We start from the raw sequence: 23,689 nt of genomic DNA, 5'->3' as shown, positions 1-23,689 counted from the left end.
CATGGGCAAAGCATTACGTCCTTCCGGCTGGCTGATTCTGCTCTATCTCCTGCCAGGACTCGCCATTTATTCATTCGTCGTGCTCGTGCCGATCGTGTCCGCGTTCCGGTACAGCTTCTTCTCCTGGACGGGCGGACCGAAGAAGAGCTACATCGGATTGGACAATTACACGGAGATTCTTCGTGACGAGGTGTTCTGGCACGCGTTTGGCAACAACGTGATTATGACCGCTTACGGCTTGATCGGGCAGGTGGGGTTGGCCTTCATCTTCGCGCTGTTCCTCATGTCGAAGGCAGTCAAGTGGAAAGGATTCCACCGCACGATCAGCTTCTTCCCATCGACCTTGGCGCCGATCATCATCGCTTTCCTGTGGACGCTGATCTACAACTATAACTATGGCTTGTTCAACGAGTTCCTGCGCGTCATCGGGCTCGAGCGATGGATACAATCGTGGCTGGATCTGTCCGGTCCGATCGTCCTGCTCGTCTCCATTCCGCTCTCCTGGCAAAATATCGGGTTCTACACGCTGCTTATGCTCGCCGGACTTGCGGCGATCAACAAAGAGGTGCTGGAAGTGGCGGAGCTGGACGGCGCGACAGGCTTCCGCAAAGCATGGTACGTCATGATCCCGCTCGCCAAGCCGACCTTGATCGTCTCGTCCTTGCTCTGTATCGCCAACAACATGCGGGGGTTCGAGCATATTTACGCGATGACGGGAGGCGGACCGGGGAACGCGTCGTCGGTCATGGCGCTGTACGCCTACGAGACGTCGTTCCTCCGCTTCCGCTACGGATATGGCTCGGCGCTCGCCATCATGATCATGGCGCTGACGCTGCTCATCATTCTGATCAGCACGGCGCTGCTGCAGCGCAGGCGCGGCGCGGAAGGAGTGGAGCACTAATGGAGCAAGCGATGGACATGGCCGCGGCCGAGCGCGGGAGCGCGAGTCCCGCCAGACTGATTAAGAAGCTGATGCTCAACGTCATCATGATGCTGTTTAGCGCCAGCTGCATATTTCCGCTCATCTGGATCGGCTATTCGTCGCTCAAGACCCAGGCGGAGTTCTCGAACAGCATCATTAGCCTGCCGCAGACATTGCATTTGAGCAACTATGCGGAGGCGATTAAGCTCACCAATATGCTCCAGCTGTCCTGGAACAGCGCGCGGGTCACCGCTCTCTCCGTGCTGGCGATCGTGCTGATTGCATTCGTGACCGGTTATCTGATCGCCAGAGTCCGGTTTGGCGGGAAGCGGCTGATGGTCGTCTACTATTTGTTCGGCTTGCTCGTCCCGATTCACGCCCTGCTCGTCCCCGTGTATTTGCTCTTCAAGGAGACGGGGCTGGCCGACCACTGGTATACGCTGGTCATTCCGTACGTGGCGTTCAATCTGTCGATGCCGATTCTGCTCGTCGCCAGCTACATTACCGGCATCCCGAAGGAGATCGAGGAAGCGGCGGCGATCGACGGACTCGGCTTCAGCCGCACGATGTTCACCATTATCCTGCCGATGGCGGTGCCCGTGCTGACGACGGTGGCGATATTGCAGTTCTTCTCGTGCTGGAACGAGTTCTCGTTCGCGCTCGTTCTGCTGAAGGATGAGGCGCTGCGCACGGTGCCGCTAGGCATGTCGTATTTCAAATCGCAGCACAGCACGAATTACCCGCAGCTGATGGCCGGCATGGTGCTGTCGATTTTACCGGTGGCGGTCATTTACTTCGCGTTCAGCTCGCGCATCGTCGCGGGCGTCATGGCCGGCGCGGTGAAAGGGTAGGCTCGTACCAGTGCTCATCCCCACAAATCCCGAGGAGGAATGTATAGATGATGAATCAAGAGCAAACGACTGTCCGCACGCCTGACCGGTCCAAATGGAACGAATCGTTCTACCGGCGCTCGATGGAGCTGCCGGATGAGCTGTTGATCGGCGCGATCGACAGTCATGTGCACGCAGGGCCGGTGCTGAATTCGAACCCCGGCCATCTGGACCCGATCCAAGTGGCGCAGGAGGCGGCCGCGGCCGGGATGCGGAGCATCGTCTATTACGACGTGTTCGGCTGGGCGTCGGGCATGGCATGGATCGTCAATCGTCACGTTCCCGGCATCCATACGTACGGCGGCTATCTGATGAACTCCTGTCACGGCGGCCTCAACCCGCGATCGGTCCGCACGGCGCTGCACATGGAGGAAGGCTGCCGGTTCATCAGCTTCGGTTCGCACTGCACGCGCCATTCCGCGGAGCGGGAATCCACGCTCATCGACGGCAAGCTCGTCCCGTTCAAAGACGCGTTCCCGAAATTCGCGAAGGAGGAGCTGCCGGTCGCCACGTCCGTTCCGCTGGACGGCTCCATTCCGGAGGCGCTGGACGAGATTCTGACGATGATCGCCGAGCATCCGCAGGTGTATCTGAACACGGGGCACGTATCCGTCGCGGAGGCGCTGCGCTTATTAGACCTGGCGGAGCAATACGGGATCAAGAAGGTGCTGATCGCTCATCCGGTGCGGGGGAGGATGACGGTGGAGCAGCAGAAGGAGGCCGCGGCCCGAGGCGCTTTCCTGGAAGCGTGTCTCGTCGATTGGCTGTATCCGGACGTGCCGCGCACCCACTATTACGTTGAGCGGGAATACATGGATATGGGCGCGGAACTCGGCCGGCACACGAACGCCGTCGCCTGGATGAAGACGATCAAGGAGGTCGGGATCGACCGGTTCGTGCTCGGCACGGACTATGGCATCCGCGCCGCGTCGACGCCCGTGCAGGGCATGCGGACGATGATCGCGTCGATGCTCGACTACCAATTCGCCCCGGACGATATCTACCATATGGTGGCGACCAATCCGGCGAAGCTGATCGGCCTGGAGGATTAGCATGGCGGAGTCGTGGCCGGCCAAGAGTGCGGCGAAGCCGGAGGGGAGTGAGGCGACACGATGAGGAACGGAAGCGCGAAGGCGCAGCCTTATGAGCTCGTGATCGTGAACGGAGAGGTCGTGCTGGAGGATCGGACCGCGCGGATGGACATCGGTATCCGCGATGGCCGCATTGCCGCGATCGCCCCGTCCGTCGAGCGAGGCGTCGCCAAGGTCATGAACGCGGCGGGCATGGTCGTTATGCCGGGGATGATCGACGCGCATGTGCATCTCAACGAGCCGGGCCTTGGCCACTGGGAAGGCTTTGTCACCGGCACGAACGCGCTGGCCGCGGGCGGGTGCACGGGCTTCATCGACATGCCGCTGAACGGGATACCGCCCACCGTGACCGTCGATGCGCTTGCGCGCAAGCGCAAGCTGGCGGCCGGCGCCGCCTTGATCGATTATGGATTCTGGGGAGGGCTCATGCCGGGTTATGTGCGCGAGCTGCCCGCCCTGGCCCAAGCCGGGGTCGTCGGCTTCAAGGCGTTCATGTCGTCGCCGGGCGACGAGGACGAGGACGCATTCCGGCGTTCGGACGACGCGACGCTCCTCGAGGGGATGAAGCGGATCGCCGAGCTCGGTAAGATCCTTGTGCTCCACGCGGAGGAGGAGTCGATCGTCGCCCGGCTGATCGCGCTCGCCCGCGCGGAAGAGCGGTATGCCGCGGCGGATTACACCGCATCGCGCCCGATCGATGCGGAGACGGAGGCCGTCGGCAAAGCGCTGGATTATGCTCGCCAGACGGGATGCCGCCTTCACTTCGCCCATATTAGCAGCGAAGCGGCTGTGCGGATGATCGGCGAAGCGAGACGGGCGGGCGTCGATGTCTCGCTCGAGACGTGCCCGCATTATCTCGCGCTGACGGATGCGGATCTCGCGGAACGGGGCGCCGTCGCCAAATGCGCGCCGCCGCTGCGGAGTCCGCGGGAGCAGGCGAAGCTGTGGCAATGCCTCGAACGCGGCGAGATCGATCTGATTGCTTCGGACCATTCGCCCTGCCCGGGCGAGCTGAAGCAATCGCCCGATCTGTTCGCCGCATGGGGCGGCATCGCGGGGGCGCAGAACTCGCTTGAACTGCTCGTGGACGAAGGGCATCTGAAGCGAGGGATACCGCTTGCGGCAATCAGCCGTCTGCTCGCGGGAGCGCCGGCCGCGCGGTTTGGGATGGATAGCCGCAAAGGCGCGATCAAGGAAGGGCTCGATGCCGACCTGGTGCTGATCGATTTGAACCGCAAGTACCGGTTAACCGCCGAACAACTCTACCATAGGCACCCGCACACCCCCTATCTCGGCCGGGAATTCGGCTGCAAGGTTAGGGCGACAATTCTCCGGGGAACGGTGGTGTACGACGAGCAGGGCGGTTGTGCTCCGATCCGGAATGGGAGGGAATATGGCGCGAATGGAACCCGTTATGAATAAGGAAGCCGAAGACGGCCGGCTTATTAGCGAGTGGTCTGCATTGTTCGAGCAAATGCCGCGCGAGCAGATGCGCGCTTACGTAGCCCGCTATTTGGGACCGTTGCAGCCGCCTGGACCTGTTAATCCGCGGAGCAGATTATCCTTGCGAGAGCGCAACGAGCGAAGACAGCGGGAAGAGCTGCTGCTTACGCTCGAGACCTTGGTCGCCTGCGGCGGTCACATGAACGAGCTGGCGGGCCGGCTGTTCATCCATCGGAATACGGCCGCGTATCGGCTGGAGAAGCTGGAGAGACTGCTCGGCATGCAGCTGAAGCAGACCGACAACCTCTTGAGGCTCAAGCTCGCATTCGTCTTCCGGCAGCTGCTGGGCGAGGAGGATCGGAAGAACGGCAAGCGGTAATGGGGAATGTCGCAAAATTATAAGATAGGCAAAAAGGGCTGATGGGCATCCATCGGCCTTTTTAGTTTCCTAAGAGATTATGCAACCGTCTTTATGCGGACTGGAACGTAAAGCGTGTCCGCGGAGCGTCAGCAAAGAGTAAGTGGGGGGCAAAGTAAAGGGAGTCACCACCCCAGGCACAACGTAAAAAGGAAAACCGTCTGATAAAGCGACCCACGGCCTATAGTTATAGTTGACAGGCTTATGAATAAGGACTGACTTCAAATCTCACTGAAGCTTTGTCCGACAGGACAAAAGCGTGCCCTGCTCAAGCCGATCCGCCGACCGCGAACAAACATGCCAGCACGAAGAGGGGTGTCCAGAGGGCGAAGCCCTTTGGTTCCCCTCAGCGGAGGGGGAAGGGGGAGGGTGCAACTAGGGGGAGGGAGCAACAAGAGGGTGCAACAAGAGGGCGCAACAAAAGTGGGGTAAAAGGGGCGGAGCCCCTCGTTCCCAAACTTATCCTTCCCTAATTCCTTGAGCTGATTTATTATATTGTTATTGGGTTTCGTTATCTGTTAATCCATTTTTCGACAAACGACGACGGCACGCCGCGGGCGACTCGCGCGTTTGTCCCCTTTCGCCGCGCGTATTCGGAGCCCTTCCAATCTGTCAGGTGCGATGCGTAAAGCAAGAAGACACAATCGATATAGGTTAAAATGTAAGCGCTATCTTATGGGGTGGGGTCAGTTATCCCTGGCTGCGAAGCCAAGAGAAGAGAGGAGAGGTTTCATGAAACGGTTTCCGATGATGCTGCAGCTCACGCTTATTTTGTTCTGCGTCATGGCCATTCCGATGGCGATTGTGACGTGGTACAGCAGCGCGCGGATCGTGCAGCATTCGGAGAGCGCCATCGCGGAATCGTCGCTGGCGGGACTGAACGCGAACCGCAGGCTGAACGAGAATGCGCTGGGCAATATGGCCCAGGACGTCGTGCGGCTCGCCACGAGCAAAGTATTCGACCGGATTCGCGACTTCGAGACGTACGCGGAGGCCAATGCGGATTACGGCAACATCAGCAGCACGCTGGTCGTACTTTCGGAGCTGCAGAACTTGAATCATCGGGTCGACGGCGTGTATTCGTCCTCGTTCTATCTGGCCGACTCGGATTACGTCATCTCGACGGATAAAGGCATTACGCGGCTGAACCGCTATGATCCGCTCGATTGGATGGAGAAGGCGCTGGAAGGCAGAAGGGGGATTAGCGGCGTGTGGGTGCCGCGCAAGCTGGCGTCGGGCGTCAACGTCGTCTCGTACGTCATGCCGCTGAACCGGTTGTCGACCACGACGCGCGGGACGATCGTCGTCAATCTGCAGGAGAGCCGGATCAGCGACTACCTCCGTTCGAACGAGCCGGGCAAGCACGGGTACTTCCTTCTGGAAGCGGACGGCACCATTATTTCGCACAGCGACAAAAACCTGCTGCTGACCGATGGCCGGGAGCAGCCGTTCATCGGGGACATTCTTGACGCGGGATCGAAGGAAGGGTATGCGTTCCGGGAAGTGAACGGCGAGCGGCTGATCTATACGTGGTCCAAGTCGGAGCTGCTTGGCTGGTGGAACGTGAACCTGTACTCGACGGATGAGCTGCTGACCAAAGCCCGCAACCTGCAGCACGGCTTGATCGGGCTGACGATCGTTATTATTTTCGCCGGCGCAGGGCTGACCGTCCTGCTCGCGACATGGCTGTCCAAGCCGGTGCGGCAGCTCGTGCGCGCCTTGCGTGCCCGCGGCCATCTCGGCGTATCGAACAAGAACGAGCTGCTCTTCCTGGACGCGGCGTTCAAGCGCATGCAGGAGGAGGAAGAGGAGCTCTACAAGCTGTTGAAAGAAAGGGAGCAGGACACGCGCAGCCTGGCGATCCATAATCTGCTGCGAGGCGACGTGCCCAAGCAGATCGGCGAGCTGTTCCCGGCGTCCTGCTTCCGCGTGGCGGTCGTCTCCATCGACCGTTACCGGCGGTACGTCAGCCATGCCAATACGGAGACTCGTAATTACCACCGTTACGTGCTCACCTCCCAGTGCGACGGCTTATTCCCGGATACGGTCGGGGCGCGGTGCGTCTACCAAGGGGAAGGTTGCTTCGTAATCGTGCTCAATTATGGCGACGATGAGGCGGAGGCGATGACGGCCGCCATTGACGAAGCGCTCGCCGCGATCCGGGATGCGGCGGCAGAGCTGCTCGGCCATACCGTGACCATCGGGGTGAGCAGCCAAGCGGAGGACTGCGTCAGGCTGTCCGACCTCGCCGTGGAAGCGATGGAGGTCATCAAGCACCGCATGATCGCAGGAAGCGGGGGCATCTACTACTGGGGGCAGCAGGCCGATCGTGGCAAGAAGTATATGTATCCGACGAACAGCGAGCGGCGCATCGTTAATTTTCTAGATAAGGGCGACCTCAGCAGCATCGAGGGCGAATTGGCGAGTATACGCGGCGAGATCGAGTCGGCCGAATATATCTCGTACGATAATATTTTGTTCATCTACAATCAGCTCGTCGGCGTCACGATCAAGCATCTGCGGGAGAACAACATCAGCACGTCGCGCATATTCGCAGGCAGGGGCAATGTGTATTCGGCTATCGCATCCATCGACACGCTCGACGAGCTGGAGGACTACTTGCGCGGGTTCTTCCGCGACATCGTCCAATACTTGGCGCGCAGCTCAGGCGAGGCGAACTATGGAGATCGGATCATCCAATATCTAGAGGCGCACTTCCGCGAGGAGATCGTTTACGAGGACATGGCGAAGGAAATTGGCATCAGCTATTCCTACATGCGCAAGATCGCGTACGAGGTAACGGGCAAGAGCCTGATCGATTACGTGAACGCGCTGCGAATCGAGAACGCGAAGCAGCTGCTGCTCGAAACGAACTTAAGCATGACGCAGATCGCCGCGGAGGTCGGCTACAGCAATGTCCAGAGCTTCAACCGCTTCTTCCGCAAATTCGAGGGCATGCCGCCAAGCGGCTTCAAGGCGCTGCGAGGCGCCTCGGCGATGTCGGCCACAGACGGATTGGAAGAGCACCTATAAGCTTGCGCTTGCGCCGTCCCTCCGGTCCGTACGGGCCATCGAAGGACGGCGTTTTTCTTTCGATCGCATGCGCCGTGGTGGAAAGGGAAGGAGAAGGGCACCAACGTCCGCTGAAGCCGGCAGTGGCTTATAGTTGACAGGCTTATGTCTTAGGATTGCCTTCAAAACCCACTGAAGCTTTGTCCGCGAGGACAAAAGCGTGCCAGCTCGAAGCAACCCGCCGACCGCGAACAAACGTGCCAGCACGAAAAGGGAGTCCAGAGGGCAAAGCCCTCTGGTTCCCCTCAGCGGAGGGGGAAGGGGGAGGAAGCAAGCAAGCAGTAAAGGGGATCTCAAGGGGCAAAGCCCTCTGGTTCCCCTCAGCGGAGGGGGAAGGGGGAGGAAGCGCCTTCAGATTTGATTATGGGACGTCAAAATTGATTATATAAGCCTTGCCCATGCGCCATATGGCGCCTTCGCGATCAAAAATGACGCGAGGAATCAAACCTCACGATTGTCGGCTGCGAAAGATAGCGGCTATGATGCAGACATGACCCGCCGATCCCGCTTGGCTCGGCGGCGTACGATAAGAGGCACGACATGGGGGAGGTGAATCCGTGAAAGTTGAAAGCGCTTCAGCCAATTTTGAAACCGCTTTAAAACCATCTAAAAAGGAATCCAAGGGGATCGTTCATTATCTGCGGCGAGACTGGCAGCTGTACTTGCTCTTGCTGCTCCCGCTCTCGTTCGTGCTCGTATTCAAATACGCGCCGATGTCCGGGCTTGTCCTCGCCTTTAAGGAGTACAAGATCGCCAAGGGATTCTGGGGCAGCGAATGGGTCGGCTTCGAGGTGTTCCGGGATATCTTCGCCAAGCCCGATTTCGCCCGGGCCGTCCGCAACACGCTGCTGCTGAACGTCCTGGATTTGCTCTTCAGCTTCACGATGCCGATCGTGCTCGCGCTGCTGCTCAACGAGGTCAAGAGCATCCGGTTCAAACGCGTCAATCAGACGCTGCTGTATCTGCCGCACTTTCTGTCGTGGATCATCATCGGCGCGATCGCCTATCAGCTGCTCGGCGAGAACAGCGGCATGGTGAACAATGTGATCGAGGGGATAGGAGGCGTGCGCATCCCGTTCCTCCAGGAAGACACCAACTGGCTGATCAGCTACTTGGCGATCGGCGTCTGGTACAGCATGGGCTGGGGAACGATCATCTATCTGGCTTCCATCAGCGGCGTTAACCCCGATCTGTACGAAGCGGCGACCGTCGACGGCGCCGGGCGCTGGCGCAAAATGTGGAACGTCACGATCCCTTCCATCCGCTTCACCATCGTAACGCTGCTCATCATGAACCTCGGCAAGGTGATGGACGGTTCGTTCGAGCGGATATTCGCCCTGCAGAACAAGGCCACGACGGAATACACCACGACGATTCCGGTGCTTGTCTACCGGTGGGGGATCGAGAGCGGCAACTTCAGCCGCGCGACGGCGCTGGGACTGTTCCAGGCGGTCATCGGACTTGCGCTCGTGCTGCTCGCCGACCGGATTGCGAAGAAGCTTGGCGAAGACGGACTGATCTAGAGAGGAGGCGTTACCATGAAAGCAACCGGCGGCGCGTTAACCGTGTCTCGCAGACGGCGCTTCGACATATGGGATGTGCTGATCCACCTCACGCTGATCATCGCTTCGCTAGCCTGTCTGCTGCCGTTCGTTCACGTCGTTTCCAAGTCGTTCAGCGAGGACGCGTACGTCATCGCCAACAAAGTTTTCCTGTGGCCGGCGGGCTTCACGACCGGGGCGTACGCCAAAATTTTCGCCGATGCCAGCATTCTTCGCTCGTTCTACGTCACGGTTCTCGTCACCGTGCTGTTCACGCTGCTCGGCATGATTTTGACGATCTGCGCGGCTTACCCGTTATCGCGCAAGCAGCTGAAGGGACGCGTGGTGCTGACGATCATCTTCACGTTCCCGCTCTTCTTCAGCGGCGGGATCATTCCCGAGTACATGCTGATCAACAACCTCGGCATGATGGACACGTTATGGGCGCTCATCTTGCCGCTCGCGTTCAGCTCGTTCAACCTGCTTATTATGAAAAGCGCGCTGACCAACAGCATCCCGGTCAGCCTGGAGGAATCCGCGCGGATCGACGGCGCCGGCCACTTCCGCATTCTGTGGAGCGTCGTTCTTCCGCTCTCCAAGCCGATCATGGCGACGCTCGCGCTGTTCTTCGCGGTCGGAAGGTGGAACGCCTACATGGACGCGCTGTTCTACATCAAGCAGAACACCGATCTGCGGCCGCTGCAGCTGAAGCTGTATTATCTGGTCATCCAGGCGACCGAGAGCTTCCAGCTGGAGGCGACGCAGGTATCGTTAAGCAATCCGGAGGTGTTGAAGGCGTCGTGCGTCGTCTTCGCGACGGTGCCGATCCTGTGCATCTATCCGTTCATTCAGAAGTACTTCGTCCAGGGCGTCATGCTAGGCGCGATCAAGGAGTAACGAAGGCAAACCAAACTACGAATCGATGGGGGAAGAAGCGATGAGAGCAAAGAAATTCGCATCCGTGCTGATGTCGGTCGTCATGGCAGGGGGCATGCTGGCTGCCTGCTCGAACAACGGAGGCGGCAATGCCCAGACGAACAACAAGGCGAACGACCCGGCGCCGGCCGCAACCAATACGGGCACGAAGACCAATGATACCGCGGCCGAAGGCGGCAAATATCCGGATTATTCGAAGGGCTTCCCCGAGAAGGTGAACCTCGAAATTCCGGTCTACGAGCGTGCGTTCGAGGGCTGGAACGTCACCGACAACTTCTATACGCGCTGGATCCAGAAGGAATTCGGCGACAAGTACAACGTCAACGTCAAGTTCGTGCCGATCACGCGCAGCAGCGAAGTGAAGGACTACCAGCAGCTGCTCGCCTCCCATAAGGCGCCGGATATCATATTCCATTACGACATGCCGCAGGCGCTCGCCTATTACAGCGAGGATGTCATGCAGGAGCTGGACCTTGATGAGATCGCCAACTACGCGCCGACCTATTGGAAGAACATGAGCGCCACGATCGAGCAATATGGCAAAGTCGACGGCAAGAACGCGTTCTTCTTCGCTAAGCGCCCGGCCGCGGACAACTTCGTGAACATCATCCGCAAGGACTGGGTGGAGAAGGTCGGCATGAAGGTGGAGGACATTACGTCCCTGGAGAAATACAACGAGATGCTGGCCAAGTGGAAGGAAGCCGGACTTGGCGTCGGCGCCATGTCCCTGGTGAAGAACAACTACATCTACAGCTACGCCTTCCGCGACTGGCCGGTCGATCCGAAGGAACGCGCGCTCTATTCCGATCTCGGCGTGGCCGATCTGACGACCAAGGCGTCGGAAGACTACCTGCGCAATCTGAACGATCTCTATAACAAAGGACTCATCGATAAGGAATTCTACCTGCGCGACGACGAAAACAAAATCAAAGCCGAATTCGTCGCCGGCAAAACGGGCTCCTTCGGCTTCTACCTCGCGAGCAACACCGACGTGCTGACCGCGACGCTGGCGAACAACCCTGGCGCGGAATTCGCCGTGCTGGACGCGGCGGCGGGCGTGCCGGAAGGCAAGAAACCGCAAGCGCGCGCGTACTGGCCGTTCGGTTTCATCATGGGCATTAACTACGAGTCGACCGAGCAAGAGCGCGCGGCGGTCTGGATGTACCTGGAGTGGATGAGCCAGCCGGAGAACCTGTTCTTCCTCCAGAACGGCGTGGAAGGCCAGAACTACACGAAGGACGCCGACGGCATCGCGGTCAAGAACCCGGACTTCAAGGGCGAATCCGTCCTGTCGCAGAACAACAACAAGGACTATTGGGCGCTCGTCTCCGAAATGGTCGAATATGCGGATCCGGCCATTACGCGCAAAGCCTATATCCGTCAATGGGCGCCTGCGGGCTATGAGTACCTGGCGACGGATCTCTTGAAGTACTACGATCAATATGCCGAATTCCGCACGCCGGACGCCCTGTTCAGCGTCGTGCTGGAGAAGGTGAACGAGTACAAGGCGGATCTGAACGCGCTGTTCCAAGAACTGTACGTGAAGTGCGTCCTGGCGAAGCCGGAAGAGTTCGACGCGACGTACGAGGCGGCCAAGAAGACGTACCTCGAGGCGGGCTATCAAGAAATTCTCGACGAGAAGCAAGCTGCGATCGACGCGGGTAAATTTAATTAAAAGCTGATATCGCTGAACCGATGATCTAACAAAGAATCCGCTGCGCAAGAGTGATAGTCTATTGATCGCTGTTGTTCTTGGATTGCATGAATGAATTTTCAAAGGTAGCAATCCGATCACAAATGGTGATTGGTTTGCGTTCCGTAAGGAAGCGCAGCATTCACCAAAGGCGAACGCAAGCTTATGCTTCCGAAGCAGCTTTCTGTTAGAAAGCTCTTGGCTTCTATAGCCTCATCTCTCTTACGCCGCTTTTTTTGTTAGAATAATTTGTTCAGCCTTCAGCAACAAGACTAACAAACATTTCAAAGCCCCAGCCCCCAGCTGGGGCTTTGAACAAGGAGGCGCGTCTTCGTGAAAATTTCGATTGACTCCACCGAGTTGAAGCAGACGATCGACCGGGTGGTCGAATACACCTTCGGCATGGATCTTACCTGGGACTGGCCGGGCGGCGTCGCCTACTATGGCGTTAGCCGCGCCTTCGAGGTCACGGGCGAACAGGCATATCTGGAACGGATGGCGGCATGGGTCGACGAGTACCTCGAGGCCGGGCTGCCAGTCTGGACGGTGAACACGTGCGCGATGGGGCATATGCTGATCACCTTGTACGAGCAGACCGGGGAACAGCGATATCTCGACCTCATCATGAGCAAGGTGGACTATCTGGAGAACAAGGCGCTGCGATTCGGCGACCGGGTGCTCCAGCATACGGTGTCGGCGAAGAACGACTTCCCCGAGCAGTGCTGGGCGGACACGCTGTTCATGGCCGCGTATTTCCTGCTGCGCGTCGGCATCATGCAGGGGGAGAAGCGGCTCGTCGACGACGCGCTGCACCAGTTCTTCTGGCACATTAACTACTTGCAGGACGAGGACCGCGGGCTGTGGTATCACGGCTATAACAACATTAACAAGGATCACATGTCCGGCATCTACTGGGCGCGTGCTAACGCCTGGGCGGCCTATACGATGTCCCGCGCCGCAAGGATACTGCCGGAGGCTTATTTGTATCCGCCGATGATGCATATTTGGAGCTCGTTACGCAATCAACTGGCCGCGATCAAGACCTTGCAGAAGGAAGACGGACTTTGGGGCACTGTGCTCGATTACCCGGCCGCTTACGGGGAAGTGTCGGCAACGGCGGGCATCGCTGCCGCCATGGTTATGCAGCACAACCCGCTGCACGCCAAATACGTACAGAAGGCGCTGGGCGGCGTCATCTCGAATATCGCGGACAACGGCCGGGTCCGGAACGTGTCCGGCGGTACCGCCGTCATGAACGATATCGATGGCTATCTCGCCATCGACCGCAAGTGGGCGCAAGGCTGGGGCCAAGGGCTCGCGCTCGCGCTGTTGACGGCGGTGCTGGAGGCAGCGCCGCAAGCCCGGGCCATAGAACTGGCGCCGGGACTCACGAATTCCTAGATCCTTTCAAGACGCTTGCTTCCGGCAGGAAGCAGGCGTTTTTCAGCTGCATCCAAGCTGCTTATCCGCCTCTGGCCAACCGCGCGCTAACCGGTTTTAACGCCAAAAAAACGCAGGTTGGGAACAAGCAATAGTACCACGGGTCCCACCGGGCATGGATGTGGAGCAAGCCCATCGCCAGCAGCACGCCTTGGACCGCGAGGATGAGCAGTACAATGACGACAGCCTTCATCCATGCGCCGCCTCGCCGCATTTTCATCGCTGTGACGATTATCAAGGTCATGACCAAGTAATAGACGGAAGCGAAAGTGGTCGTATCGTGCGCGGGATCGCTGAACAAGCCAGGGGCGTAGTCGCGGTTCATGAACAGCATGATCGGCACGATGTGCAGCGTTCCGAGAATCGGCGCGATGCACAGGAAGAGGAGAAGCGAATGGAGCACGCCGCGAACCGGCCGATGCAGGCGGTTATAGACGATGCGAGTCAGCGGGAAGTACATCGCAAGTCCGATAGCCGTATATCCGATTCGCCACCAATAGAGCGTGTAGAGGTCCAACCTCACCCATAGCCATTCGATCGCCCCGATCAGCGCGATCGCGGCTGCGATTCCCCGCAAGCGCAGGCGATAGACGGCGATAACGAGCGCGGCCGTCGGGATGACGAGCATGTTGGAGGCGAGCGCCCCCATGTTGCTGTCGTAATAAGTGCTGTCTTTCAGAAAGCCCGGATGGTAGAAGTAGCTGCCGCAATAAATATAGATGACCGTTTCGATCAAGTAGGCCATCTGCGTCATGATGAGGACGAGGAACACGGCACGAACCGACTTGGCTCGCGCCAGCGCGATGGCGAGCACGATGAGACTGATAATGCTTAAGCCGATGTACCAATACGCGTTGCTGGACATAGACGGTTCCTTCCCGTACTTGGATGAATTCCATTGTTGCCCAAATCATCTCGCGTTAAAATAAGGACGACGGAACTTTTCCATAGCATTACCGAAACAGCTAAACTTAAGGAGGACTTATCCGTGCGCGTCGAACAAAGCAAGCTTTGGGAATCGGACAGCGAAACGTATTACGTGAAATACCTGTTGGACAACTCGGGCGAAATCGAGGCGGATCGGAAGCACCCTGCCGTCATCGTCTGTCCGGGCGGCGGCTATATGTACACGTCGGACCGGGAGGCGGAGCCAATCGCGATGACGTTCCTCGCCGCGGGCTACAACGCGTTCGTCCTGCGTTACACGACGACATCCAATGGCAATCCCGCGTATCCGAACCCTGTGTATGACGCGGCCCGCTTGATGCAGACCGTCAGAGAGAACGCTGCGGAATGGGGCGTCGATCCGGACAAAATCGCGATCTGCGGCTTCTCGGCGGGCGGCCACTTGGCTGCTTCGCTCGCGGTGCGCTGGCAGGATGCCTTCCTTAGCGAGAAGCTCGGCGCGGCGCCGGAGCAGCTTCGTCCCAATGCCGTCATCCTCGGATATCCGTGGCTGGATGTCGCGCATACGAACGAGATCGCGCTTCGCGGCGCAGACGATAACTTCAAGGCGTTGATGCGGAAGATCGACACGGCGATGCTGGGCGAGAACTTCACGGAGGAGACGATTGCCGAGGCGAATCCGATCCATCACGTCGGCCCGAACGTGCCGCCGACGTTCCTCTGGCATACGGCCGGGGACGGTCTCATCCCCGCAGGCAATTCGCTCAAGCTTGCGCTTCAGCTCGAGAATCACGGCGTCCCTTACGAGCTGCACGTGTTCGAGACCGGCGGCCACGGCCTCAGCCTCGCGACGAAGGTGACGGGGAAGAACGAGCAGCTGAACGCGGACGCGGCGCAGTGGCTCGGCCTCGCGCTGCGTTTCCTGGCCCGGCATTTCGAGCAGTAGCAGGATAATGAAGCAACGAAGGCCTGCGATTCCATAAGTGAATCGCAGGCCTTTTCTATTGCGCTAGCGGTCGGCGACAGCCGTTTCTCCTTGCGAGAGCGGCTGGGACTGCTCCGGTGCGTCCGGCCGGGCGATCTTCATCCGAAGCGCGATCGGAGCAGCCAAGAGCACGATCGCGGCGGCGATGATATAGGTGGGCACAAGACCCATCGCCTTCATGAAGAAGCCGGAGAGTCCGGAGCCGGTCAGCATGCCGGCCATCATGACGGGTACGATCGTTCCGTTCACCCGTCCGATGAAGGCTTCCGCGACCATCGAGATAAGCGCCGTGCCAAGAACGATCTGCATGAAGGTGAACGCGCCGCCGACCAGGAAGCGCATCGTGGCCGTCAAGCCTACCCACACCGACAGCGCTTCGATGACGATGGACGCCGACAGGAAGACGACGGCCGACGCAACGACGATTCTTGGGCTCGCCTTCCGGCCGAAGACGGCGGCAGCTCCGCCGCCGGCCAGCATGCCGATACCGGCCAGCGCATAGAACCATTTCAAATCCTCTTTATCCAGCCCGAGCCGCTCGGTAATGAGGAAGATATCCAGCGGCTGGATTAAGCCGGAACCGAGTCCGATCAGGGCGAAAGTCGCCGTGATGAGCAGCAGGTTGCGGTGGCCGCGCACGTAACGAAGCCCCATCACGAGCTCGCTCCATACGGAGCTGTCTTCAGGCCGCTTCTCTCGAACGTATGCGGGAAGCGCCAATTGGATCAGAGCCGCGGCGGCGAAAGCGACGATTAGAATCAAGAGCGAAGTGCTGACGCCGAGCCAAGCGTAGACCGCCGTGCCGATCATCGGTCCGACGATGACGAACAAGGACATCAGGCTCTGCGTTATGCCGATCGCCGCCGGCACCAGCTCTTCCGGAACGTGCCGCTTGAACATGATGGAGGACGAGGGCTGGGAGAATTGGCTGACGACCGCGGACACGATCGTCGCCGCGAATACCGCTTGCCACCATCCGGCCTCGATGAACGCCAGGATGACGGCGATGGAGACGGCGCTCAGCGCATCGCCCGCGATCATCGTCCGTTTGGGATTCCAACGGTCGGCGAGCGTCCCGCCGATCATCGAGAAGACGAAGATCGGCAAGTATTCGAAGACGGTCAGCAGCGACACGGCCACGGGATCGTCACCGGTCTGATCCATGACGTAGAACAACAGCGCCATATTGCGAACCCAGATGCCCAGCTGCTGAATCAGATCGACCGAAGCTATGATGAGGAACACCCGATTGCGGAACAGTTCTTTCACGTCTCACCACTCCTTATTATTAATCCGACTAGTCAGTCTATTAATTGCGCAAAAAAATTTGGCGCTCGGCAGGGGCTCTCTATTTTTTCTGTATGCCCCGAAGCAGCATATCGATTGATTTGCGATAGAGAGGCACGATTTGCTCGGTGCCTAGGTCGTAATACGCGACCCCAAGGCCGCCCAGCAGTCCGAGCACGACGTACATCAGCTCGCTCGTATCGCACGGCTCGAATTCGCCGCTCGCCATTCCTTCTTCCAGCAGCTCCTGAAGAACGGGATATTGCATCCGCGTCATCTCGAGCAGGCGGGCGTGAATGTCCGGGTCTGCGGTCTCGCTGCCGGCGAATTCCTCCGCCGCTTTCATGATCGGGTTCTGGAAATCCGTCGCGAATAGCTCGGCGAGCGCATAAAGCTTCTCCGTCGCGGTATCGAGAGGGGCAGAGGCGCTATTCCACTTGTCGGTCCACTCCTGCATGTTCAATTCCAGAATATACAGGAACAGCTCTTCTTTTCGTTTAAAATGGTAGTAGATGCTGCCTTTGCTCGTTCCGGAGATGGCGACGATCTCGTCCATCGTCGTTGCCGAATACCCTTTCTGCTCGAACAGGGATTTAGCTTTGAGCGCGATTCGTTTCTTCGTTTGTTCCCCCGCTCCAGCAGGTCTTGCCATAACGCGTTCTCCTTTCGCAATCCTCGCCTTAATAAACCGACTAACCAGTCTACAAACTCAGTATAGAGGTTCCTCGGCCGAAGTTCAAGGGGCAGAGACGCGGATTCGAACGGCTCGATTATAGCGATACTCACCCTTGAATCTCTTCGGAGTCGGCGGTTATAGTCAGGGTAATGATACGAGATGAATGCTGCGCGCAAGGAGCGATGAGAAGATGATCGAGATTACAAGCGCGCTCGTCCGCCGATTAATCGACAGCCAATTTTCGCAGTGGAAGGAGCTGACTATCAAGCCGGTGGACAAAAGCGGGCACGATAATCGCACCTATCGGCTGGGGAGCGAACTAACTGTTCGGCTGCCGAGTCACGAACGTTATGCTGCGGCGGTGGAGAAGGAGCTGACGTGGCTGCCGGTCTTCAAGCCGCTGTTGTCGCTGCCCATTCCGGAGCCCGTGGCCAAAGGCGAGCCGACGTACGACTATCCGCTTCCGTGGTCGGTCAACCGCTGGATCGAGGGCGAGACGGTCACGCACGCGAATGTGAGTGACCCGAACCAATTCGCCGAGGACCTCGCGGGGTTTCTGCGGGAATTGCAGGCGATAGAGTCGAGCGGCGGCGTCCCGGCTGGCGTTCAGAACTTCCATCGCGGCGGCAACCTCGCCGTGTACGACGAGGATACGCGTTCCGTCATCGACGCAATAGCTGGCGACTATGATGCAAGGCTGTTAACAGAAATATGGGAGCGCGCCCTCTCGACGACGTACCAAGCGGCGCCGGTGTGGCTGCATGGCGACGTGGCGGTCGGCAATCTGCTCGTACGCTCCGGCCGGCTGTGCGGCGTCATCGATTTCGGCACGATGGGCATAGGCGATCCGTCGAGCGACTTGGTGATGGCCTGGAACTTTTTCGATGAGCATAGCCGGCGGATCTTCCTGGACCGCATGAACGTCGATGAAGCTGCCATAGACCGCGCACGTGGATGGGCGTTATGGAAAGCGCTCATAACGTATGCTTGGAACGAGCGGGGCTCGGCGTCATCGGATTGGGGCAAGCAGGTGATTGACGTTATTGTAGGGGAATATGAGAGGCTCAAGAAACGCAAAGGCCTATAGCCCCGACAATCTCGACGAATGGCGTAAGGGAGCCATGACGAGTATTGTCAGACCGCCATTTCCAAGTTATATGAACATTGCTTGTTAATTGATATTGCAACGAAAATCCTCGTTTGTTATACTCCCAGGGCAATGCGAATAGGAGTTTATCGAGTTGCTGGCGGTAGACTCTATTTTTGCCCGAATGGATAGGACAAAAGGGGACGTGTATGTTGTGCAACGCATGAAGATCAGGCACATATGGGCTTGCCTCGCGACCATCTGTCTGCTCCTGGTGCTTATGCCGCCTAACCATATGGCTGCGGCTAGCGAATGGACGACATTTAAGGAGGCCCAACAACTCGAACAGCAGGGGAAATACAAAGAGGCCGCGCTGAAATATGCCCAAGTCGCGCCAATCTTTGTCAGCAAGAAGGAATACGGCAACGCTGCCCAAATGTACCGACGAGTAGGCGACTGCTATGTCCAACTGAAGCAGTATGATGACGCCGTGCTCAATTGGGACCAAGAAGCGTCCTATGCCGCGAAAGCCAACCAGACGCAGATTAGTTTGGCGGCGACCAGGAAAGCCGATCAGCTTCGAAGCAGTGCCAAGCTTTATGTAGAGACCGTCTCGACAAGCGGTACACCTTATAATGGAACGAAGCTCGTCCCGCGCAATGGCGCGTTAATCGGAGCCTACGCGGAATTAGACAGCGCGGTGAACGACCCGAAGACGGGCAAATCGTTCACGGAGCAGTTTCCGCTCATGACGGGGAAGAAACACGCCGCATATTTGCTCTATTTTAATTATGGCAATAATCCTTCGATTTTAAGCAAACATTTGGAGCGCGCCAAGGCAAGCGGCACCGCGATTCAACTTGGCATCCAACCGATGAATGGATTGGGCGAGGTGAAAGACGATGCCTATCTGCGAGAACTGGCGAAGGCGCTTGGGGATTCCGACGTGCCGATCTTTCTGCGCTTTGCCAACGAGATGAACGGAGATTGGGTACCTTGGACCGGCAATCCCCAATTGTACATCGAGAAGTTCAGACTCGTGGCGAACGTGTTTCGCGAAGAAGCGAAGAACAACGTCGTGATGGTGTGGGCGCCGGGCGAAATGCCGAAGTATAACATGACGGATTACTATCCCGGCGATGCCTATGTCGACTGGGTGGGCGTGAGTCTGTATTCGATCTTCAATCCCGCCTATGATCCGTTGAAGCTAGGGGAGGACCGGTCCAGCCATCTGGATAAGTTCGACCAAATCTATAAGCTGTACGCCTCGCGCAAACCGGTGTTTATTTCCGAAGGCGCCGTGTCGTACATGTATCCGGAGCAGAAGCAGGACAAGACCGGCTGGGCGGTGTACAAGACCAAGGAGTTTTATGGCTCGCTGCCGATGGTGTATCCGAATGTCAAAGGCGTCTTCTGGTTCGACAGCAATAAAGACTCCTCGCAACGGATGAAGTATTATATGCTCTCGGCCAATCCGAAGCTGTTGGATGCGTATAGAACGTCGATCGCAAGTCCGTTCTACCTGGGGTCGATCGGAGAAGAATCGCCGATCGCTTACAAGCTCATCAACAATCAAGCGATCGCGGCAGACGCGTATAAGTTATCGGCTTACGTCAAGACATGGGCTCCCATCCTCTCCAAAATCACCTACACGATTAATGGGCAGCTAGCGGGCAGCGCGACTGCCCCGCCGTGGACGTCGTCGGTTAACCTTACCCCGTACAAAGGGCAGACCGTGAAGGTTATCGTCCAAGCTTACGATACGACGGGCAAGCGAGTCACGACCCAGAGCGTCCCGATAACCGTGAAATAACGGGGCAACTTGGGAAGCGTGACGTTTATTTTTGAAGGGCGCTTAACATGGCGAACCTATGTTAAGCGCTTTTTTGCGTGTCATTTGGATGCGCATTAAGGTGTTCCGCTCTCCTTGGCCGTCCTCACGTCATCCTCCATCTCTTTTTGTAGTCTATGGATATGATGCGAGCTATAGCGTAAGATTTTGTCCTGGATAGGGGCAGGGAACAATGAACGGACGTCTGGCACATAATAGCTGCCGTCGCGAGGCGTCGTATGGCCGGTAATCTCGAACGAGTCATTCGTGCGGCTGACGTGAAGGACCAGCGGGATGGACACGCCCTTGGTGGAGTCCGTCGTCTCCTGGGTGTGATCGTACGCTTCGATTAACCCCCACGCATAGATCTCGCCTGCCTGTGTATCATCTTCTAGAATTTCATAAGCCGCAAAAATCTCCTCGCCGGCAGACGGGCGTAGAAAGTTGTCGGTTAAATACGTTTCGATGGCCTCTTCTTCGCTGACGGCAAGCTCTGCCTTGGCTGCCTCCGTCTCGACAGCGAGGGGCTGAACGTTCAGCGTTCCATTAGAACATCCCGCCATTACAATTGCACTCACTAACATACCTGTTAACCCGAATCTCATCGTGAACACCTCCCTCTGCTTAGACGAAGACGCAAAGAAAGAAGTTCCAAGTATTTCTATTCATTGATGCCGGTATCAGCTCCGCCATGCATCAGCATGTCTCTCCACATCCGACCGACCGCTCGCCTTGATTGCGAACGCGCGAAGCTGGTTACTCTTATTACGTTGGGCGTAAAGGCGAATAAGGAGGCGATGTAGGTGAGGAAAAAGGTTATGGCGGCGCTAGCGGCGACGATGATCGCAGGAGCGGTTGCCGCGCCGGCGATGGTGGCGGCAGAAGGTAACCATCGGGCGGCGGAAGCGTCGATCGCGGTCGATCTCGATCCGGCGAGCGCATCGGGCATGCGGATCGAAGGACTAACCGGGGACAAGCAGGGCCGCCTGTATACGATCGACATGGATTCGAGACGGTTGTTTCGGTTCACGCCCGGAACAGGCCAGCTCGAGACATTGACCATTCTGCCAAGGCCCGCGACCGGCATGGCGTTCGACGGACAAGGCAACTTGTATATGGCCAGCGGCGGCGGCAATGGCGTTGGCGGCGTCATTCTGCGGGTTCCCGCCGATGCGCTTGCCAATGGACCGTTCGAGAGCGGGCGGGTTGCGACATTCGCGCAGGATGTCGACGGGGCGAACGGGTTGGCGTTCGACCGCAAGGGCAACTTGTACGTTAGCGGCGGGGCGACCGGCAATATTTACGTGATCACACCGCAGGGGCAGCGAACGGTATGGGCAAGCGGGATCGCGGCCGAACGGCCGGAGCAGCCGATCACCGTGAACGGGCTGGCCTTCGGCCGGGATGGACGGCTGTACATCGCCAATACGAGCTCCGGGGAGATCAACCGTGTCCGGATCAAGAAGGACGGCACCTTCGGGGATGTCGAGCGGTTCGCGAAGGACCCGCTGCTCTACGGCGCCGATGGCATTGCGTTCGGTCCGGACGGCGACCTGTACGCGGCGGCCAATGAACGCAATGCGATCGTGATCATATCCCGTTCAGGCAAAGTGAAGGAGCTGGCGGCCAACGATAACCAGGGGCCGCTGGAGTTCCCGGCCAGCCTGCATTTCGTCGGCGATACCCTGTATATCAGCAACTTCGACGTCGCCCGCGGCGCCAACTCTCCGAACGAGCCGGGGATCGGCGCTTCGATCGCCAAGATCGAGCTGGAGAAGAAGCACCGGGGGCACCATGACAAGGGCTAGCCTCTAGATTCGAGAATCCTTAAACGCGAAGACCGCCTGAACGAACAACCGTTCATCAGGCGGTCTTCTTCGTGCTCGCGGTTGTTGCCCCAACGTCGCTCGTTCGAGCAGGCGGCGTTACGCCGTCACTTGAGCCAATTCGAACACATTCCCCCACGGATCGGCGAAAAACGCGAGGCGGCGATGGATGGCCTCCACCTCGAAAGGTTCCCCGAGCAGCGTAACGTCTTGCGCAGCCAAATACGCAATCGCTTCATCCACGTTATTCACGTTCAAGCAGAGATGATCGTGTCCGGCTTTGCGCAGGCTACCGTTGATATCCGCGTACACGGGAGCATCTTCTACTTCTCCGTCCCCTATAAGCTCGATATAGAAAGAATCGTCATAGGGCGGCGCGACATACGCCAGACGCAGGTCGCCGAACGGCCATTCTTGAATGACGCGGAAGCCCAGCTTCTGCGTGTACCAGCTCTTGGCGGCTTCATAGTTCGGCACGCGAATGGCGATATGATGGCATTTCAGCGAGGCGATCGGGTTGGCAGAAGCGTCCTGCCGAAGGTTGAGGTCGGACATGTTTGTTCCTCCTTAGGTTCTATTGCACAGCGCATCGTCTTGATGACAGCTATAAGCGTACCAGACGATGGCGAAAGGAGCTTTGCTCGGAGGCCCAAATCATATGTTCATTCGGCTCAATGTGTACGTCAGGAAGGCGGCGACTGCTTGAGCGCGGAAGGCGGGAAGCCGAATTTCAGCTTGAACGCTTTGGAGAAGTGCGAGACGTTCTCGAAGCCCGTCCGGAAGCACACCTCGGTGACGGACAGCGACGAACGGGCCAGCATGTCTTTCGCTTGATCGAGACGAGCGTTGCGGATCCATTGCAGGGGAGATGTATTATAAATCGCCTTGAAATCGCGTTTAAAGGCGGACAGGCTGCGTCCGGATAAGTAGGCGAGATCCTGCAGAGTAACAGGATTGTAGAGATTGGCGTCCACGACGTCCGCGATGCTTTTGCGCGCCTGACGATGAACCTGCGATAACTCGAACAGGAACCCGGCGTTCCGATCGGCGATGCCGAATAATAATTCTAACAACTTCACCTTAACCAACCCGTCCTTCACCCGCTCAGGTTCCTGGAAATATGGCTGCAGCGATTCGAGGTAGCTGAACAGCCCGTCATCGACGGGATGGACGGATATTGGCGCAGTTCGGTCCGCCGCCGAAGAGGCCGGATAATCCCCAAGCTGGATAAATTCGCGGAGGACGTCGTCTTTCAAGAAGAACATGATGTAGTTGAGCGTGTAATCGGAATTCGGCTCACCGCTTTTTTCGTATTGGATCGCGACGGATTTATGAATGAGCACCATTTGGTGCTTGCGTACCGAGTGGACTTCCGCTCCGAACCGGACGGTGTAGACCCCTTCCAGTACAAATAAGAGCATATGGTCTTCCAAGAAAAGCGTCCCGGAAGCGCCCTCCGTGCGCGTGCACGATTCAATGGCGGACAGCCCGTTCAGGCGCAAAATTTTTTGTTGATGGGAGGCGGTATGGTCTAACTCCCGGGGGATTTTCTTCAATTTGCTCAAAGGCGCAGCCAATGGACATGACTCCTTAGAAGGTAAAATCGTTCATTTACGTTCTGATTTTAGCATATTTATCCACCCTT

The 23,689-nt window shown here is 58.0% G+C and carries 20 protein-coding genes; 14 read left to right on the top strand and 6 right to left on the bottom strand.

Annotated features, from left to right (window positions below; all coding sequences use genetic code 11):
• The first annotated feature begins 1 nt into the window (after nucleotide 1).
• The 10 genes from ACFFSY_RS10240 (at nucleotide 2) to ACFFSY_RS10195 (ending at nucleotide 13,407) form a co-directional block, all read left to right on the top strand.
• Nucleotides 2-901, top strand: coding sequence for a carbohydrate ABC transporter permease (locus tag ACFFSY_RS10240; protein WP_377493422.1), 900 nt, complete (start codon nucleotides 2-4; stop codon nucleotides 899-901).
• Nucleotides 901-1,773, top strand: a complete 873-nt coding sequence (locus tag ACFFSY_RS10235; protein ID WP_377493420.1) for a carbohydrate ABC transporter permease — start codon at nucleotides 901-903, stop codon at nucleotides 1,771-1,773. The genes ACFFSY_RS10240 and ACFFSY_RS10235 overlap by 1 nt, the downstream gene beginning before the upstream one ends.
• Nucleotides 1,774-1,820: 47 nt before the next feature.
• The gene (locus ACFFSY_RS10230) at nucleotides 1,821-2,864 is read left to right on the top strand and encodes a DUF6282 family protein (protein WP_377493419.1); all 1,044 of its coding nucleotides are present in this window, start codon (nucleotides 1,821-1,823) and stop codon (nucleotides 2,862-2,864) included.
• A 60-nt stretch (nucleotides 2,865-2,924) separates the two neighbouring features.
• Nucleotides 2,925-4,325, top strand: a complete 1,401-nt coding sequence (gene allB / locus ACFFSY_RS10225; protein ID WP_377493417.1) for an allantoinase AllB — start codon at nucleotides 2,925-2,927, stop codon at nucleotides 4,323-4,325.
• Nucleotides 4,306-4,725, top strand: coding sequence for a helix-turn-helix domain-containing protein (locus ACFFSY_RS10220; RefSeq protein ID WP_377493415.1), 420 nt, complete (start codon nucleotides 4,306-4,308; stop codon nucleotides 4,723-4,725). Before allB ends, ACFFSY_RS10220 begins: the two co-directional genes overlap by 20 nt.
• A gap of 771 nt (nucleotides 4,726-5,496) precedes the next feature.
• On the top strand, nucleotides 5,497-7,797 hold the full coding sequence (locus tag ACFFSY_RS10215) for an AraC family transcriptional regulator (protein ID WP_377493414.1): 2,301 nt from the start codon (nucleotides 5,497-5,499) through the stop codon (nucleotides 7,795-7,797).
• A gap of 596 nt (nucleotides 7,798-8,393) precedes the next feature.
• Nucleotides 8,394-9,359, top strand: a complete 966-nt coding sequence (locus ACFFSY_RS10210) for an ABC transporter permease (protein ID WP_377493413.1) — start codon at nucleotides 8,394-8,396, stop codon at nucleotides 9,357-9,359.
• A 15-nt stretch (nucleotides 9,360-9,374) separates the two neighbouring features.
• On the top strand, nucleotides 9,375-10,274 hold the full coding sequence (locus tag ACFFSY_RS10205) for a carbohydrate ABC transporter permease (protein ID WP_377493411.1): 900 nt from the start codon (nucleotides 9,375-9,377) through the stop codon (nucleotides 10,272-10,274).
• A gap of 40 nt (nucleotides 10,275-10,314) precedes the next feature.
• Complete coding sequence (locus ACFFSY_RS10200) at nucleotides 10,315-11,988, top strand: type 2 periplasmic-binding domain-containing protein (protein ID WP_377493409.1); 1,674 nt, start codon at nucleotides 10,315-10,317, stop codon at nucleotides 11,986-11,988.
• Nucleotides 11,989-12,339: 351 nt separating this feature from the next.
• Nucleotides 12,340-13,407: a glycoside hydrolase family 88/105 protein gene (locus ACFFSY_RS10195; protein ID WP_377493407.1), complete on the top strand. Its 1,068-nt coding sequence runs from the start codon at nucleotides 12,340-12,342 to the stop codon at nucleotides 13,405-13,407.
• 61 nt (nucleotides 13,408-13,468) lie between these two features.
• Here the strand turns inward: ACFFSY_RS10195 and ACFFSY_RS10190 are convergent, their stop codons facing one another.
• On the bottom strand, nucleotides 13,469-14,311 hold the full coding sequence (locus ACFFSY_RS10190; protein ID WP_377493405.1) for a hypothetical protein: 843 nt from the start codon (nucleotides 14,309-14,311) through the stop codon (nucleotides 13,469-13,471).
• 123 nt (nucleotides 14,312-14,434) lie between these two features.
• On the opposite strand from ACFFSY_RS10190, the gene ACFFSY_RS10185 reads away from it, so the two are divergent.
• On the top strand, nucleotides 14,435-15,298 hold the full coding sequence (locus ACFFSY_RS10185) for an alpha/beta hydrolase (protein ID WP_377493403.1): 864 nt from the start codon (nucleotides 14,435-14,437) through the stop codon (nucleotides 15,296-15,298).
• Between the two features lie 63 nt (nucleotides 15,299-15,361).
• On the opposite strand, the gene ACFFSY_RS10180 is transcribed toward ACFFSY_RS10185, so the two are convergent.
• Together ACFFSY_RS10180 and ACFFSY_RS10175 are read right to left on the bottom strand one after the other, a co-directional pair.
• Nucleotides 15,362-16,606, bottom strand: a complete 1,245-nt coding sequence (locus ACFFSY_RS10180) for an MFS transporter (RefSeq protein ID WP_377493401.1) — start codon at nucleotides 16,604-16,606, stop codon at nucleotides 15,362-15,364.
• A 79-nt stretch (nucleotides 16,607-16,685) separates the two neighbouring features.
• Nucleotides 16,686-17,276, bottom strand: coding sequence for a TetR/AcrR family transcriptional regulator (locus ACFFSY_RS10175; RefSeq protein ID WP_377493399.1), 591 nt, complete (start codon nucleotides 17,274-17,276; stop codon nucleotides 16,686-16,688).
• Between the two features lie 214 nt (nucleotides 17,277-17,490).
• On the opposite strand from ACFFSY_RS10175, the gene ACFFSY_RS10170 reads away from it, so the two are divergent.
• Complete coding sequence (locus ACFFSY_RS10170) at nucleotides 17,491-18,387, top strand: aminoglycoside phosphotransferase family protein (RefSeq protein ID WP_377493397.1); 897 nt, start codon at nucleotides 17,491-17,493, stop codon at nucleotides 18,385-18,387.
• Between the two features lie 223 nt (nucleotides 18,388-18,610).
• On the top strand, nucleotides 18,611-20,200 hold the full coding sequence (locus tag ACFFSY_RS10165) for a glycosyl hydrolase (protein WP_377493700.1): 1,590 nt from the start codon (nucleotides 18,611-18,613) through the stop codon (nucleotides 20,198-20,200).
• A 95-nt stretch (nucleotides 20,201-20,295) separates the two neighbouring features.
• On the opposite strand, the gene ACFFSY_RS10160 is transcribed toward ACFFSY_RS10165, so the two are convergent.
• On the bottom strand, nucleotides 20,296-20,823 hold the full coding sequence (locus tag ACFFSY_RS10160; protein WP_377493395.1) for a hypothetical protein: 528 nt from the start codon (nucleotides 20,821-20,823) through the stop codon (nucleotides 20,296-20,298).
• 198 nt (nucleotides 20,824-21,021) lie between these two features.
• Here ACFFSY_RS10160 and ACFFSY_RS10155 point away from each other — a divergent pair, with 198 nt between their 5' ends.
• On the top strand, nucleotides 21,022-22,026 hold the full coding sequence (locus tag ACFFSY_RS10155; protein WP_377493394.1) for an SMP-30/gluconolactonase/LRE family protein: 1,005 nt from the start codon (nucleotides 21,022-21,024) through the stop codon (nucleotides 22,024-22,026).
• Nucleotides 22,027-22,143: 117 nt separating this feature from the next.
• Here the strand turns inward: ACFFSY_RS10155 and ACFFSY_RS10150 are convergent, their stop codons facing one another.
• Both ACFFSY_RS10150 and ACFFSY_RS10145 read right to left on the bottom strand, forming a co-directional pair.
• On the bottom strand, nucleotides 22,144-22,599 hold the full coding sequence (locus ACFFSY_RS10150) for a VOC family protein (protein WP_377493392.1): 456 nt from the start codon (nucleotides 22,597-22,599) through the stop codon (nucleotides 22,144-22,146).
• Nucleotides 22,600-22,727: 128 nt separating this feature from the next.
• A complete protein-coding gene (locus ACFFSY_RS10145) occupies nucleotides 22,728-23,621 on the bottom strand; it encodes a helix-turn-helix domain-containing protein (protein WP_377493390.1) in 894 nt (297 codons plus the stop codon).
• Nucleotides 23,622-23,689: the final 68 nt, after the last annotated feature.

It is taken from the genome of Paenibacillus aurantiacus (assembly GCF_042431225.1).
Taxonomy (GTDB): domain Bacteria; phylum Bacillota; class Bacilli; order Paenibacillales; family Paenibacillaceae; genus Paenibacillus_Z; species Paenibacillus_Z aurantiacus.
The sequence above is the reverse complement of the archived record's forward strand: the minus strand, read 5'-3'. Positions and strand labels throughout refer to the sequence as shown.